Raw genomic sequence first — 14,305 nt, 5'->3', positions numbered from 1 at the left:
CCTTACCTCATAAACGTGAATAAAACGTTTCGGCCAATAATAGCATCCTCGCTACGCTAAACCACCCAGTGTGGCAATTTGATGGTCAGCTCCAGCCCGCCGTTTTTGCCGTTGACCGCGCTGACTTCGCCCTGATGCGCCAGAATGACCTTGCGCACGATAGAGAGCCCCAACCCGTATCCCTTGCCGGACAGCGGCGAGTTGACCCGCACAAAAGGATCGAAAATGCTGGAGAGCTTATCGGCATCCACGCCTGGCCCCTGATCGCTAACGTTAATGGTGAGCCAGCCGCTCTCCTGACGCAGCGAGATCCTGATCTGCTGTCCCTGACAGGAGAAGCGCAGCGCGTTGCGCACGACGTTTTCCACCGCCGAGCGGATTAACCTGGCGTCGCCTTTCACCGTATAGTCATCGCTGGCGTCGGCATTCAGCAGAATTGCCACGCCGGTTACCTGCGCCTCGTAGCGCGCGTCGTTGGCCACCGCTTCCAGCAGGCCGAGCAGATCGAAATACTGTTCGTCCACCAGGCCATGATGCTCGGCGCGCGACAGCGTCAGCAGTTCGCCGATCATCTTATCCAGCTGTCGCGCCTCTTCGTCGATTCTGTCGAGCGACTGCCCTACCGACTCCGGCGTCTGTCGCGCCAGCCCTGTCGCCAGCTGCAGACGCGCCAGCGGCGAACGCAGCTCGTGCGAGACGTCATGCAGCAGCTCTTCGCGCGCTTTAACCAGCACGGAAAGGCGTTCGACCATGGCATCAAAATCCTGAGCGACCACCGACAGCTCGTCATGCCGGCGGCGCATCTCGGGAAACAGCCGTACGGAAAGATCGCCTTTGGCGACGCGATCGAAACCTGCGCGCAGCTGGCGCATTGGACGCGTCAGGTTCCACGCCAGAAACAGGCTGAATAGCAGCCCGCCGCCGCCGGCCATAAAGAACATAGGCTCAGGGATGTTGAGAAAGCTGCGACGACCGCCGTTCATATTGCTGTCTTCACGCAGCGCCTGCACGTCGTAACGCAGCTGATACTGCCGACCGTCGGCGCCGGTCACCCATTCGATCACTTCTTTAGGAAAATCGCCCGGCCGCAGATCGCGGTTGAGATCGCCGCGCGGCAGCTCCTGCGGCGGCTTCTGCATCTGCTGGACAGAAAAGAAGCGGCGATCGTTAGCGGACCAGTCCGCCATCATATCGTTAAGCGCGTCCATGCCGCCGCGCTGCAGCACGGAGACAGCTGAAGTCATCTGAAGATTGACGATACGCCGCGCCGCCAGGTTTTCCGGCGGCTCATGGTGCTTGCCGTAAATGGAAAAGCCCAGCCACAGCAGCTGGCTCATGATCAGGAACGTCAGCCAAAAACCCAGCAGGATCTTCCAGAAGAGCAGCCCGCGAAATCCGGCCCTCATCGGATGCGATAACCTATGCTGCGCACGGTTTCAATAGTGATGGCGTCGTTGGTTAAGGCGGAGAGCTTTTGGCGGATATTGCTGATATGGACATCCACGCTGCGGTCGTAGGCTTCACGAGGACGACCCAGGCCTTTTTCCGACAGCTCGTCTTTCGACACTACGCGATCGGGTGAACGCAGCAGCAGATCCAGCAAATTGAACTCCGAGGCGGTGAGATCGAACGGCCGCTTTTGCCATTCACTGATGCGTGTGGCCGGATTCAGCGTCAGTTCGCCCCAGCTCACTATCTCTTTATTCTCTACCGCCACCGGCTGTTCTTCAACGCGGCGCAGTACGGCACGCAGCCGCGCGACCAGTTCGCGCGGGTAGCAAGGCTTAGGCATATAGTCGTCCGCGCCCATCTCCAGGCCGATTACGCGGTCGATGTTGTCGCCCTTCGCTGTCAGCATTATCACCGGCAGGCGGCCGTTCTGCCGCACCTGGCGCAGCACGTCGATGCCGCTCATGTCCGGCAGCATAATATCCAGGATCATCGCGCTGTAGTCGCCCGACATCGCGCCTTCAATTCCCGCTTTACCGCTCAGCACCAGCGTGGCGTCAAATCCTTCGGCAATCAGATACTGGCTGAGCATGGTGCCCAGCTCCAGATCGTCGTCAACCAGTAAAATTTTCATGCGTCATCTCTCTGTAGACCAGGCGCTATTTTCACCTGTTGCCCAAACAATAGCAGCAGGTTTTACCCAATCCTTACAGTGTAACGGCAGACGCGGCAGAAGGCGCGAAGGTTGAAAATAAAGCGGCCCGAAAAAAGGCCGGTCGCTTTACTCAGGGGAGTTGTGTACGCCGGTAGAGAGATATCTGTCGCCGCGGTCGCAGACAATCGCCACGATCACGCTGCCGGGCTGCTCGCGTGCGATGCGCAGCGCGCCAGCTACCGCGCCGCCAGAGCTGACGCCGCAAAAAATGCCTTCGCGGCGCGCCAGCAGACGCATGGTTTCTTCCGCTTCCCGCTGCGTCATATCCAGGATGAGGTCGATAAGTTCGGGTCGATAGATGGCGGGAAGATAGGCCGCCGGCCAGCGGCGAATGCCGGGAATGCTGTTGCCTTCCGCAGGCTGCAGACCTACGATGCGCACCGCTTCGTTCTGCTCTTTCAGGTAGCGGCCAACGCCGGTGATGGTGCCGGTCGTCCCCATGCTGGAGACGAAATGAGTTAATCGTGCCGAGCTCTGCCGCCAGATTTCCGGGCCTGTGGTAAGGTAATGGCCCAGCGGATTGTCGGGGTTATTAAACTGGTCGAGCACTTTGCCTTCGCCGCGCGTCTGCATTTCGCGGGCCAGATCGCGTGCGCCTTCCATGCCCTGCTCACGGCTGACCAGAATCAGCTCCGCGCCGTAAGCCCGCATCGCGGCCTGACGCTCCATGCTCATGTTGTCCGGCATCAACAGCTTTAACCGATAGCCTTTCATCGCAGCGATCATCGCCAGCGCAATGCCGGTATTGCCGCTGGTCGCCTCAATCAGCACGTCGCCGGGCTGAATCTCACCACGCCGCTCCGCCTGCTGAATCATCGACAGCGCGGCGCGATCTTTCACCGAACCGCCGGGATTGTTGCCCTCCAGCTTCAGCCAGATTTCACTGCCGTTGTCCGGCGTCAGCCGCTGAAGCTTTATCAGTGGCGTATTGCCGATGGTTTGTTCGAGCGTGGTCAAGTTGCGGTTCCTGAAAGTAGCCTTACCGGCAAAAAAAAGGTCAGGCGTGCCTGACCCGTATTGCGGTAGAAAATATCAGGCGCTCTGCGCAAAGGCAACCTGCCGCAACGGCGTGTCGCCTTTATAGAGCCGCGCCTGCTGCAGGCCGACAAAGAGGCGCTCGCCGCGCACCGGCGCCGTCTGTTCGCCTTCCATCACCACGGTCAGCGGTTCGTGATGTTCGCCCCAGCCAAACGGCTGCGCCACCAGCTGCCAGTAGTGACCGCGCGGACTGACTTCCAGCACCTGTACCGGCAGCGGCGTCTCCAGGCTGCTCTGACGGCTGACGTCGATCTCCCACGGACGCAGGAAGAGCTCCACCGCGCCCTGATGCGCCGGTGCATAGCCCAGCGGCCAGTGATGCGCGCCGACGTGGAACTGCGAACCATGCACTTCGGCGTCAAAGCGGTTGACCTCGCCCAGAAACTCCAGCACGAAGCGCGTCGCCGGTTCGCGCCAGACTTCATCCGGCGCGCCAGCCTGTTCAATATTGCCCTGGCTCATCACCACCACGCGATCCGCGACTTCCATCGCCTCTTCCTGATCGTGCGTCACGAAGACGCTGGTGAATTTCAGCTCTTCATGCAGCTGACGCAGCCAGCGGCGCAGCTCTTTACGCACCTGCGCATCCAGCGCGCCAAAAGGTTCATCCAGCAGCAGGATTTGCGGATCGACCGCCAGCGCGCGAGCCAGCGCCACGCGCTGCTTCTGCCCGCCAGAAAGCTGCGCCGGGAAACGGCCAGCCAGATGGCCAAGCTGTACCATCTCCAGCAGGCGCGTCACTTTTTCTTTGATCGCCGCCGCCGATGGCCGCTCGCGGCGCGGCAGCACGGTCAGACCGAAAGCGATATTGTCGAATACCGTCATATGGCGGAACAGCGCATAGTGCTGGAAGACGAAGCCTACGCGGCGATCGCGGGCGTGCAGCCGGGTAACGTCGCTGCCGTGAAAACTCAGGCGGCCGCTATTTTGACTCTCCAGCCCGGCGATAATGCGCAGCAGCGTGGTCTTGCCGGAGCCGGACGGGCCCAGCAGCGCCACCATCTGTCCAGAAGGAATATCCAGCGAAATATCGTTCAGCACTTTAGTGCGGCCAAAGGATTTGTTGATGTTACTGATTTCAATGCTCATGATTCCCCCTCGTGATGCGCGCGGCGTTCTAAACGCCATTGCAGCGCGCTTTTCACAAACAGCGTGGCTATCGCCATCAGGGTCAGCAGCGCGGCGGCGGTAAATGCGCCTACGGTGTTGTAATCCTGATGCAGTAATTCTACCTGTAGCGGCAGCGTATAGGTTTCGCCGCGAATCGATCCCGATACCACCGAGACGGCGCCGAATTCGCCAATCGCGCGGGCGTTGGTCAATACCAGCCCGTAAAGCAGCGCCCAGCGAATGTTTGGCAGCGTGACGCGCCAGAACATCTTCCAGCCGGAGGCGCCCAGCAGTACCGCCGCTTCATCTTCGTTGCTGCCCTGGCTCAGCATCACCGGCACCAGCTCGCGCACCACAAATGGACAGGTAACAAAGATAGTCACCATCGCCATGCCCGGCCAGGAGAACATCAGCTGAATCGCGTGTTCATCCAGCCAGCCGCCAGCCGGGCCGTTAACGCCCCAGAACAGCAGGTACATCAGCCCCGCAACCACTGGCGAGACGGCAAAAGGAATATCAAACAGGGTCAGCAGCAGCTGGCGACCGGGAAAAGTGAATCGCGTTACCAGCCAGGCCAGCAACGTACCGAACACCAGGTTGACCGGTACGGTAATCAGCGCCATCAGCACCGTCAGCCAGATGGCGTGCAGCATGTCGCCATCCTTCAGGTTACCGATCATGGCGATAAAGCCTTCGGAGAACGCGCTGGCGAAAATCGCAATCAGCGGCACCACCAGCAGGCCAAACGAAATAATCATGCCGGTGCCGATTAGCAGCCATTTGCCCCAGCTGGCGCGTCCGCGACCAGCCTGGTTCAGTTCGGTGATATCAGCCATTAGTGACCTCCAAGACGACGGCCAAAGCGGCTCTGCAAGGTGTTAATCGCAAACAGCAACAGCAGCGAAGCCGCCAGGATCACCGAGGCGATGGCGCTGGCCGCCGGATAGTCGAACTCCTGCAGGCGCACGAAGATCATCAGCGAGGTGACTTCGGTTTTCCAGGCGATATTGCCGGCGATAAAGATTACCGCGCCGAACTCACCCAGGCTGCGGGTGAAAGAGAGCGCCGTTCCCGCCAGCAACGCCGGCGCGACTTCCGGCAGCACTACGCGACGGAAGCTCTGAAACGGCGTGGCGCCAAGCGTTTCCGCCGCCTCTTCATACTCCGGGCCCAGCTCTTCCAGCACCGGCTGCACCGTGCGCACCACAAAAGGAATGCTGGTGAACGCCATGGCGACGGCGATACCGATCCAGGTGTAGGAAACTTTGATATCAAACTGCGCCAGCCACTCGCCGTACCAGCCGTTAACGGAGAAAAGTCCCGCCAGCGTCAGGCCAGCGACCGCTGTAGGCAGCGCAAACGGCAGATCCATCAGGCCGTCCAGCAGCGCGCGGCCCGGAAAACGGTAGCGCGTCAGGATCCAGGCCATCAACATGCCGAAAAAGGCGTTGAACAGCGAAGCGACGCCTGCCGACAGCAGCGTCACTTTATAGGCGGCGACCATCTGCGGGTTGGTCACCACGTCCCAATACTGCGCCAGCGTCATGTTTGAGAGCTGCATCAGCAGCGCGCTGATCGGCAGCAGTAGTATCAGACAGGTAAAAAACAGACTACTGCCCAGGCTCAGTCCAAAGCCCGGTAGTACGCGCTTACTTTTAGTGGCAAACATTACTGACGTCCCGCTGCTAACAACTTATCCAGTTCGCCACCGCTGGCAAACTGCGTTTTCATGACCTGCTCCCAGCTGCCGAATACCTGCTCCACATGGAACAGATCGACCGCCGGGAAGTACTGCCGCTGCGCCATCAGCTCGGGATTATTTACGCGGTAATAATAGCGAGTGATGATTTTCTGCGCCTCAGGCGTATAGAGATAGTTCAGATAAGCCTTAGCGGCTTTTTCCGTGTGGTTGGCCGCCACGTTTTTATCGATCCAGGCAACCGGAAACTCCGCCAGCACGTTACTGCGCGGGACGATCACCTCGAAATCCTGTTGGGGATACTGATTACGAATAGTATTCACTTCCGATTCAAAGCTAATCAGCACGTCGCCCAGGCCACGATCGACAAAGGTGGTGGTTGCGCCGCGACCGCCGGTATCAAAAACTTCGACGTTCTTCAAAAACTGCGTCATAAACCGCTCGGTTTTCGCTTTATCGTGCCCGTTCGCCTTATCCGCCGCGCCCCAGGCCGCCAGATAAGTGTATCGACCATTGCCGGAGGTTTTTGGATTAGGGAAAACCAGCCTGACGTCGTTGCCGATCAGATCCTGCCAGTCGCGGATCTTCTTTGGATTGCTCTTACGCACCAGGAAAGCCATGGTGGAGTAAAAAGGCGAGCTGTTGTTGGGCAGCCGCTGCTGCCAGTCAGCCGGAATCAGGTCGCCGCGATCGTGCAGAATCTGCACATCGGTCAGCTGGTTATAGGTGACAACATCGGCTTTCAGGCCCTGCAGAATCGCCAGCGCCTGTTTGGAAGAGCCGGCATGCGATTGCCGGATGGTCAGCTTGTCGCCGCCGTTTTGCTCTGCCCAGCGCTGTTCGAAAGGCGGATTCAGGGCGGCGAACAGCTCGCGTGAAACATCATAAGAGCTGTTCAGCAGCTCCGTTGCCTGGGCTGATCCGGCCAGCAGCAGCAGTGCCGCGCCGCGGCAAAATTGGTGTAGTGTGGTCATGCTGTTCATCCCGGAATGACTGCCTGGCCCGCGGCCTGAGAACGTTCAGTTTATTTATAACCACAGTAAAAGCAGTAACGGTTTTATATACCGTTTGGTGATTTGCAAGTTTAAAAAGCTATAAGCACGCGGCACAGCTTATGCGGAAGGCAGGAATAGCGGAACTGGCGGCTGCCCATTATGGCAGGGCAGCCGCGGCAGGCTTAACGGCGCCAGATAATCTGGCTGACGGCCCATTTTTTCAGGGCTTCATCGGACGGCAGCAACCCTTCCGGCCCGTGCCATTCGCCGCTAAAGAGATAGCTGATATGTCTCTCCGGCGCTTTACACTCCACGCCGTCGCTGCCGGGCACTTTTTTACAGGAGCCAAAAGCGCGGCTGTAGAGGTCGCTGAAAGGCGTGCCGATTTTGACCCCGGAAGCGGTTTTGATGCCGCTGTCCATGACCCTGACCTCGCTGACAGTCGACTCGCCTGTCACCTCAAGCCTGATCTCCTTACCGTCCAGCGCCTGGAAGAAAGTGACTACGCCGCCGTTCTCGCTGCGCATGCCTTTACGCAGTTTATAATCCCCGTTCAGCGCCTTATCGATCGCCTGCTCGTTCATGGCGGTGGCGCCGTTCAGGCCGCCGACGCCCTGCTCGCTCACCTCGATGGCGGAGCCGAACCAGTTCCAGGGCGCCAGGCTGGACCACGAGTAGGTCAGCGGGTTCCACCAGGTGGCGTCGCCGCTCGCAGGGGTCGAGGCGCCTGAACTGGCGCAGCCTGCCAGCAAAACAGCCGCGGCGAGGGCAAAAGGACGAAGGGTTTTCATGAAGTCTCCTGACAATATAGCTGGGCGGCCGTCGCGTTATAGGCTATCGACAGCCTCAAAAAGAGGTTGGAGTGCAATTCAGCGGAAAAGTTTTATCCTGCGTTCAGCGCTGGCGTAAAGCAGTCGCGCAGACGCGTGCTGAAGCTGAACCAGGCCAGCGCCAGCAGATCGAAACCGGTAAAGAGGATCATCAGCGGCGACAGCGCTTCCTCGCCCTGCCAGAGGCTGGCGAACTGGACGGCCAGCATCACCGTCAGCGACAGACAGAGCACCCAGCGCCACGCCTGCCAGAGACGCGGCAGGCGTTGACGATAGCCGGTCAGCAGCAGCCCGATTGCCGCAGGCACGCCCAGCGCGATGCCTGTCCAGAACGCGCGCGTGTCGGGATAAAACAGCTCCAGCAAAGCGGTTCCCTGCTCGCGGGACGCGCCGGCCATCACAAACAGCAGCCAGGTGCGCGCCTGCAGCAGCATTACGCCCCAAAAGGCTGGCGGCAGCTTTAGCTGGCCTTTCGCGTCATAGTCGTCGGGAGTGTAAGAGCTCATAGCCAAACGCGCCACCGGCTTAATATTCGCGATCCTCAATCAGGCGCTTGCCCAGCAGTACGCTGTCCTGCATTTCATAATCCAGCTTCTCGTAGAAACCCAGCACCGCGTCGTTCTCTTCCCGCACCATGACGTTGATTTTCGGACAGCCGCGGGCGATCAGCTTCTTCTCCAGCCGGTTGATCAGCGCGTTAGCGAAGCCTCTGCCCTGATAATCGGGATGGATGCCCAGATAGTAGGCCGAACCGCGATGACCGTCGTAACCGCCCATCAGCGTCCCGACCACCGAGCCGCCTACCACCGCGACCAGAAACAGATCGGGATCGTGATTGAGCTTGCGCTCGATGTCCATTTCCGGATCGTTCCACGGACGCAGCAGATCGCAGCGCTCCCACAGCGTGATGACTTCTTCAAAATCGTCCTGGCTGAATACGCGAATTTCCATAGCGTTGCCCCAGAGGTTAACCATAATTCGCTGATTATCGCGGTTTCTTTCGCGGGCGCAAGCTTCTGCCGCGATAATTGCCGGAAAACGCCTGCGGCGCAGCCCTTCTGCTCAGCTTATCCGCAATCCGCGTTGGGCGCTTTTGCCGTTAAAGAGGGAAACGCGCCGCCATTAGCCTGTGGAAATAAAAAGTAAACTCCTGAAATAGTTCCGCTCTCGCAGCCGCCTGATTGTTACGATATAACGACAGGCAATTTGCGCCTTAAGGATGTTGTAATGAAAAAGTTTGGCTCCATGACTCCGCTGACCTCCCGCCGCCGGCTGCTGCTATCCGGCCTGGCGCTGGCGCTGTTAGCGAATAAACCCGCCAGGGCGAAAGAAGCGCCGCTGACGGCAACGCCTCGCAGCAAACCGCACGCGACGCCGCCCAAAGCCAACGGCAAAAAGCTGGTGATGATCGATCCCGGTCACGGCGGCATTGATTCCGGCGCGGTCGGCGAAGAAGGATCGGAGGAGAAACATGTGGTGCTGGAGATCGCCGGCTATATTCGCCAGATGCTGAGCGACCATCCTCATATCGAAGCGAAGCTGACGCGCGAAAGCGATCATTTTATTCCGCTGGGTGAGCGTGTCGAGATCGCTCACCGTCACGGCGCAGATCTTTTTATGTCGATTCACGCCGACGGTTTCACCAGCCCGGACGCCAACGGCGCGTCGGTTTTCGCGCTTTCTAACCGCGGCGCCAGCAGCCGTATGGCGCGCTACCTGTCTCAGCGCGAGAACGCGGCCGACGACGTGGGCGGCGTGAAGGTCGCGCAGAAAGATCGCTATCTGCAGCAGGTACTGTTCGATTTGGTGCAGACGGATACCATTAAAAACAGCCTGACGCTGGGCAAACACGTGCTTAATCAGATCCGGCCCGTGCATCATTTGCACAGCCAGCATACCGAGCAGGCCGCTTTTGCCGTACTGAAGTCGCCTTCTATTCCTTCGGTACTGGTGGAAACCTCGTTTATTACTAACCCGGCCGAGGAGCGTTTGCTGGGCACGACCGCCTTCCGGCGTAAAATCGCCAGCGCCATCGTCAGCGGCGTCATCAGTTACTTTAATGAATTCGACGCCAATAACCGCCGCCCCGGCTAAGGATTTTGGCGTATACTGCGCGCGTCATTTCACGGTCAGGCAAAATCATGAATAAACCCGATATCGCCCAGGTAAAGCAGTTTCTGCTTCATTTACAGGACACTATTTGTCAGCAGCTGGCGCAGGCTGACGGCAAGGCGCAGTTTGCCGAGGATAGCTGGACGCGCGAAGGCGGCGGCGGCGGACGCAGCCGCGTGCTGCGCAACGGCGCGGTTTTCGAACAGGCTGGCGTGAACTTCTCGCATGTCCACGGCGACCAGATGCCCGCGTCCGCCACCGCGCATCGGCCAGAGTTGGCCGGACGCAGTTTTGAAGCGATGGGCGTATCGCTGGTGATCCATCCGGAAAACCCTTATGTACCGACCAGCCACGCCAACGTGCGCTTTTTTATCGCCGAAAAGCCCGATGCCGATCCGGTCTGGTGGTTTGGCGGCGGCTTCGATATGACGCCCTACTATGGCTTTACGGAAGATGCGGTGCACTGGCATCAAACCGCCGCCGATCTCTGCCAGCCCTTTGGCGAAGAGGTTTATCCACGCTATAAAAAATGGTGCGACGACTACTTCTTTATTAAGCATCGCAACGAACAGCGCGGCATCGGCGGGCTGTTTTTCGACGATCTCAACACGCCGGATTTCGATCGCTGTTTCCGCTTTACCCAGGCGGTCGGCGAAGGATTTTTAAAGGCTTATCTGCCAATTGTCGAACGCCGTAAGGCACTCACCTGGAGCGAGCGCGAGCGTCAGTTTCAGCTCTATCGCCGCGGCCGCTACGTAGAATTTAATCTGGTCTGGGATCGCGGCACGCTGTTTGGCCTGCAGACCGGCGGCCGCACCGAATCCATCCTGATGTCGATGCCGCCGCTGGTGCGCTGGGAATATGATTACCAGCCGCAGCCGGGCACGCCGGAAGCCGCACTCTATACCGACTTTCTGCCGGTAAAAGCCTGGATTTGACTCTTAACCGGCGAGCCACCAGCTTTCGCCCGCCGGTTTTCCTCCGCCTTTCCCTGCACGATAAATGTAGCAGCCAGTGCTGTTTGGCCGCGCAATGCTAAAGAAGTGCTACACTTTCAGATGCGCCATTTTTGCGCACCATCCCGGTCATTGAGCGAACCCATTGCAACAATCAGAGAAAACGCATTCCCATTCCAGGACGTCTGATGCAATGTTTGGCCTGAGAATAATCTACCGTGTCGGGAGCCGGTCGTGTGCAAATCCTCTGGATTTCAGCCCGGTAAATCCGGCTTTCCCGCTATCAGCTAACCATAGCTGACGACCCGGCGCGGCCATCATATGTTTTGCAGATTGCACATCAAGGAGCCATGAGATGAACCAGCTAGACGCACTGAAACAGTACACCACCGTGGTGGCGGACAGTGGCGATATCGAATCTATTCGCAACTACCATCCGCAAGATGCCACCACCAATCCATCTCTGATCCTGAAAGCTTCCAGCCTCGACTCTTACAAGCACCTGATCACCGACGCTATCGACTACGCCAAAAAACAGGGCGGCAGCAAAGAGACGCAGATCATTAACGCCAGCGACAAAGTCAACGTCAACCTCGGTATGGAAATCCTGAAAAGCGTGCCTGGCCGCGTTTCTACCGAGGTGGACGCTCGCCTGTCGTTCGATCGCGGCATGTGCGTGACCAAAGCCGAGAAGCTGGTAAGAATGTATGAAGACAACGGCATCGACCGTTCACGTATTCTGATCAAACTCGCCTCCACCTGGGAAGGCATCCGCGCGGCGGAAGAGCTGGAGAAGAACGGCATCAACTGTAACCTGACGCTGCTGTTCTCTTTTGCCCAGGCACGCGCCTGTGCCGAAGCGGGCGTGTTCCTGATTTCGCCGTTTGTGGGCCGCATTTACGACTGGTACAACAGCCGTAAGCCGCTTGACCCGTATGTGGTGGACGAAGATCCAGGCGTGGTTTCCGTACGTAACATTTACGAGTACTACAAGCAGCATCGCTATAACACCATCATCATGGGCGCCAGCTTCCGTAAAACCGAACAGATTATTGCGCTGGCGGGCTGCGATCGCCTGACGATTTCGCCAAACCTGCTGGAAGAGCTGCAGGCCAGCGACGCGCCGGTTGAGCGCAAGCTGTCGCCTTCCACCGAGGCCTTCCACCAGCCAGCGCCGCTCTCCGAAGCGGAGTTCCGCTGGGAGCACAACCAGGATCCGATGGCGGTAGAAAAACTGGCCGAAGGCATCCGTCAGTTCGCCGTTGACCAGCAGCATCTGGAAGACGTGCTGGCCGCCAGGCTGTAGTTCCATTTATGGGCTTCCCCGACGTGGTCGGGGAACATTGCCCGCCGTTCTGTTCGCCCCGTTCGTCCCCCAAAAAAAATCAGGGAGAAAAATATGTCTTCACGTAGAGAGTTGGCTAATGCAATCCGTGCGCTGAGTATGGATGCGGTGCAGAAAGCCAAATCGGGTCACCCGGGCGCCCCAATGGGCATGGCGGATATCGCCGAGGTACTGTGGCGCGACTTCCTGCACCACAACCCAACCAATCCGGCCTGGGCCGATCGCGACCGCTTTATCCTCTCCAACGGTCACGGCTCCATGCTGCTCTACAGCCTGCTGCATCTGAGCGGCTACGATCTGCCGATCGAAGAGCTGAAAAACTTCCGCCAGCTGCATTCCAAAACGCCTGGCCACCCGGAAATCGGCTACACGCCGGGCGTGGAAACCACTACCGGCCCGCTGGGTCAGGGCCTGGCTAACGCCGTGGGTCTGGCGATCGCCGAACGCACGCTGGCCGCACAGTTCAACCGTCCAGAGCATGAGATTGTCGATCACCATACCTATGTCTTTATGGGCGACGGCTGTCTGATGGAAGGCATTTCGCACGAAGTGTGCTCGCTGGCCGGCACGCTGGGTCTGGGCAAGCTGATCGGTTTCTACGATCACAACGGCATCTCAATTGACGGCGAAGTGGAAGGCTGGTTCAGCGACGATACCGCTAAACGCTTCGAAGCCTATAACTGGCACGTTATCAATGAAGTGGACGGTCACGACGCCGAAGCGGTGGCGAAAGCGATTAAAGAGGCGCAGAGCGTTACCGATAAGCCTTCTCTGATTATCTGCCGCACCATTATCGGCTACGGTTCGCCGAATAAAGCCGGTAAAGAAGAAGCACACGGCGCTGCGCTGGGCGATGACGAAATCGCGCTGACCCGCAAGCAGCTGGGCTGGAACCACGAACCTTTCGTGATCCCGGAAGATATCTACGCGCAGTGGGACGCCAAAGAAGCGGGCCAGCAGCGCGAGAAAGCGTGGAACGACAAGTTCGCGGCCTATAAAGCAGCTTATCCTGAGCTGGCGAAAGAGTACGCTCGCCGCATGGATGGCGGTATGCCGGAGAACTGGGAGCAGGAAACCCAGAAGTTTATCGCAGAGCTGCAGGCGAATCCGGCGAAAATCGCCAGCCGTAAAGCTTCGCAGAACTCGCTGGAAACTTACGGCAAACTGCTGCCGGAGTTCCTGGGCGGCTCCGCCGACCTGGCGCCAAGCAACCTGACCATCTGGTCCGGCTCTAAATCGATTAAAGAAGATCCGGCGGGCAACTATATCCATTACGGCGTGCGTGAATTCGGCATGACCGCTATCGCCAACGGTATCGCGCATCACGGCGGCTTCGTTCCTTACACCGCGACCTTCCTGATGTTCGTGGAGTATGCCCGCAACGCCGTGCGTATGGCCGCGCTGATGAAGGCGCGTCAGATCATGGTTTATACCCACGACTCTATCGGCCTGGGTGAAGATGGCCCGACGCACCAGCCGGTTGAGCAGCTGGCCAGCCTGCGCATCACGCCGAACATGAGCGTCTGGCGTCCTTGCGATCAGGTGGAAACGGCGGTGGCCTGGAAACACGCTATCGAGCGCCATCACGGCCCGACCGCGCTGATCCTGTCACGTCAGAACCTGGCGCAGCCGGAACGCACCAAAGAGCAGCTGGAGAATATCTCCCGTGGCGGCTACGTGCTGAAAGATTGTGAAGGCACGCCGGACGTGATCCTGATCGCCACCGGCTCTGAAGTGGAGATCACGCTGGGCGCCGCGGCGAAGCTGACCGCCAGCGGCCACAAAGCGCGCGTGGTATCACTGCCGTCGACCGATCTGTTCGATAAGCAGGATCTGGCCTACCGCGAATCCGTGCTGCCTTCCGGCGTAACGGCTCGCGTAGCGGTTGAAGCCGGTATCGGCGAGTACTGGTACAAATATGTCGGCCTGAACGGCGCTATCGTCGGCATGACCACCTTCGGCGAATCTGCACCAGCAGAGAAGCTGTTCAGCGAGTTTGGCTTTACGGTGGAAAACATCGTCAGCCATGCGGAAAAACTGCTGAAGCCGCACTGAT

13 protein-coding genes and 1 pseudogene are annotated in these 14,305 nt (G+C 58.8%); 4 read left to right on the top strand and 10 right to left on the bottom strand.

Features of this window, described 5'->3' with window-relative positions:
• Positions 1-56 precede the first annotated feature (56 nt).
• The 10 genes and pseudogenes from MKZ79_RS18950 to MKZ79_RS18905 all read right to left on the bottom strand — a co-directional run bounded on the left by MKZ79_RS18950 (position 57) and on the right by MKZ79_RS18905 (position 8,787).
• Positions 57-1,406, bottom strand: coding sequence for an ATP-binding protein (locus tag MKZ79_RS18950; protein WP_336144193.1), 1,350 nt, complete (start codon positions 1,404-1,406; stop codon positions 57-59).
• Positions 1,403-2,083, bottom strand: a complete 681-nt coding sequence (locus MKZ79_RS18945; protein ID WP_336144192.1) for a response regulator transcription factor — start codon at positions 2,081-2,083, stop codon at positions 1,403-1,405. Before MKZ79_RS18945 ends, MKZ79_RS18950 begins: the two co-directional genes overlap by 4 nt.
• 147 nt (positions 2,084-2,230) lie before the next feature.
• The gene (gene cysM, locus MKZ79_RS18940; protein ID WP_336144191.1) at positions 2,231-3,121 is read right to left on the bottom strand and encodes a cysteine synthase CysM; all 891 of its coding nucleotides are present in this window, start codon (positions 3,119-3,121) and stop codon (positions 2,231-2,233) included.
• Between the two features lie 75 nt (positions 3,122-3,196).
• Positions 3,197-4,291 carry a sulfate/thiosulfate ABC transporter ATP-binding protein CysA gene (gene cysA, locus MKZ79_RS18935; protein ID WP_336144190.1) on the bottom strand — a complete coding sequence of 365 codons (1,095 nt, stop codon included), beginning with the start codon at positions 4,289-4,291 and terminating at the stop codon, positions 3,197-3,199.
• Positions 4,281-5,148, bottom strand: a pseudogene (gene cysW / locus MKZ79_RS18930) (sulfate/thiosulfate ABC transporter permease CysW). The gene cysA and the pseudogene cysW overlap by 11 nt, the downstream one beginning before the upstream one ends.
• The gene (gene cysT / locus MKZ79_RS18925) at positions 5,148-5,981 is read right to left on the bottom strand and encodes a sulfate/thiosulfate ABC transporter permease CysT (protein ID WP_336144189.1); all 834 of its coding nucleotides are present in this window, start codon (positions 5,979-5,981) and stop codon (positions 5,148-5,150) included. Before cysT ends, cysW begins: the two are co-directional and overlap by 1 nt.
• Positions 5,981-6,985 (bottom strand): thiosulfate ABC transporter substrate-binding protein CysP, encoded by a 1,005-nt coding sequence (gene cysP, locus MKZ79_RS18920; protein ID WP_336144188.1) that lies wholly within the window; start codon positions 6,983-6,985, stop codon positions 5,981-5,983. Before cysP ends, cysT begins: the two co-directional genes overlap by 1 nt.
• 203 nt (positions 6,986-7,188) lie before the next feature.
• Positions 7,189-7,797 (bottom strand): RpoE-regulated lipoprotein, encoded by a 609-nt coding sequence (locus MKZ79_RS18915; RefSeq protein WP_336144187.1) that lies wholly within the window; start codon positions 7,795-7,797, stop codon positions 7,189-7,191.
• A 92-nt stretch (positions 7,798-7,889) separates the two neighbouring features.
• Positions 7,890-8,342, bottom strand: coding sequence for a DUF2919 domain-containing protein (locus MKZ79_RS18910; RefSeq protein WP_336144186.1), 453 nt, complete (start codon positions 8,340-8,342; stop codon positions 7,890-7,892).
• Between the two features lie 19 nt (positions 8,343-8,361).
• Entirely contained in the window at positions 8,362-8,787 is a 426-nt protein-coding gene (locus MKZ79_RS18905) for a GNAT family acetyltransferase (protein WP_336144185.1), read from the bottom strand.
• A 276-nt stretch (positions 8,788-9,063) separates the two neighbouring features.
• Between MKZ79_RS18905 and amiA the strand changes: the two genes are divergently transcribed.
• The 4 genes from amiA to tkt all read left to right on the top strand — a co-directional run bounded on the left by amiA (position 9,064) and on the right by tkt (position 14,304).
• A complete protein-coding gene (gene amiA, locus MKZ79_RS18900) occupies positions 9,064-9,930 on the top strand; it encodes an N-acetylmuramoyl-L-alanine amidase AmiA (RefSeq protein ID WP_336144184.1) in 867 nt (288 codons plus the stop codon).
• A gap of 47 nt (positions 9,931-9,977) precedes the next feature.
• Positions 9,978-10,886, top strand: a complete 909-nt coding sequence (gene hemF, locus MKZ79_RS18895; protein WP_336144183.1) for an oxygen-dependent coproporphyrinogen oxidase — start codon at positions 9,978-9,980, stop codon at positions 10,884-10,886.
• Between the two features lie 373 nt (positions 10,887-11,259).
• The gene (gene tal / locus MKZ79_RS18890) at positions 11,260-12,210 is read left to right on the top strand and encodes a transaldolase (RefSeq protein ID WP_336144182.1); all 951 of its coding nucleotides are present in this window, start codon (positions 11,260-11,262) and stop codon (positions 12,208-12,210) included.
• Between the two features lie 93 nt (positions 12,211-12,303).
• A complete protein-coding gene (tkt, locus tag MKZ79_RS18885; protein ID WP_336144181.1) occupies positions 12,304-14,304 on the top strand; it encodes a transketolase in 2,001 nt (666 codons plus the stop codon).
• Position 14,305 lies beyond the last annotated feature (1 nt).

The organism is Erwinia sp. CGal63 (assembly GCF_037026505.1).
In the GTDB taxonomy this organism is placed as follows: Bacteria; Pseudomonadota; Gammaproteobacteria; order Enterobacterales; family Enterobacteriaceae; genus Erwinia.
This window is presented reverse-complemented; position numbering and strand designations above follow the sequence as displayed.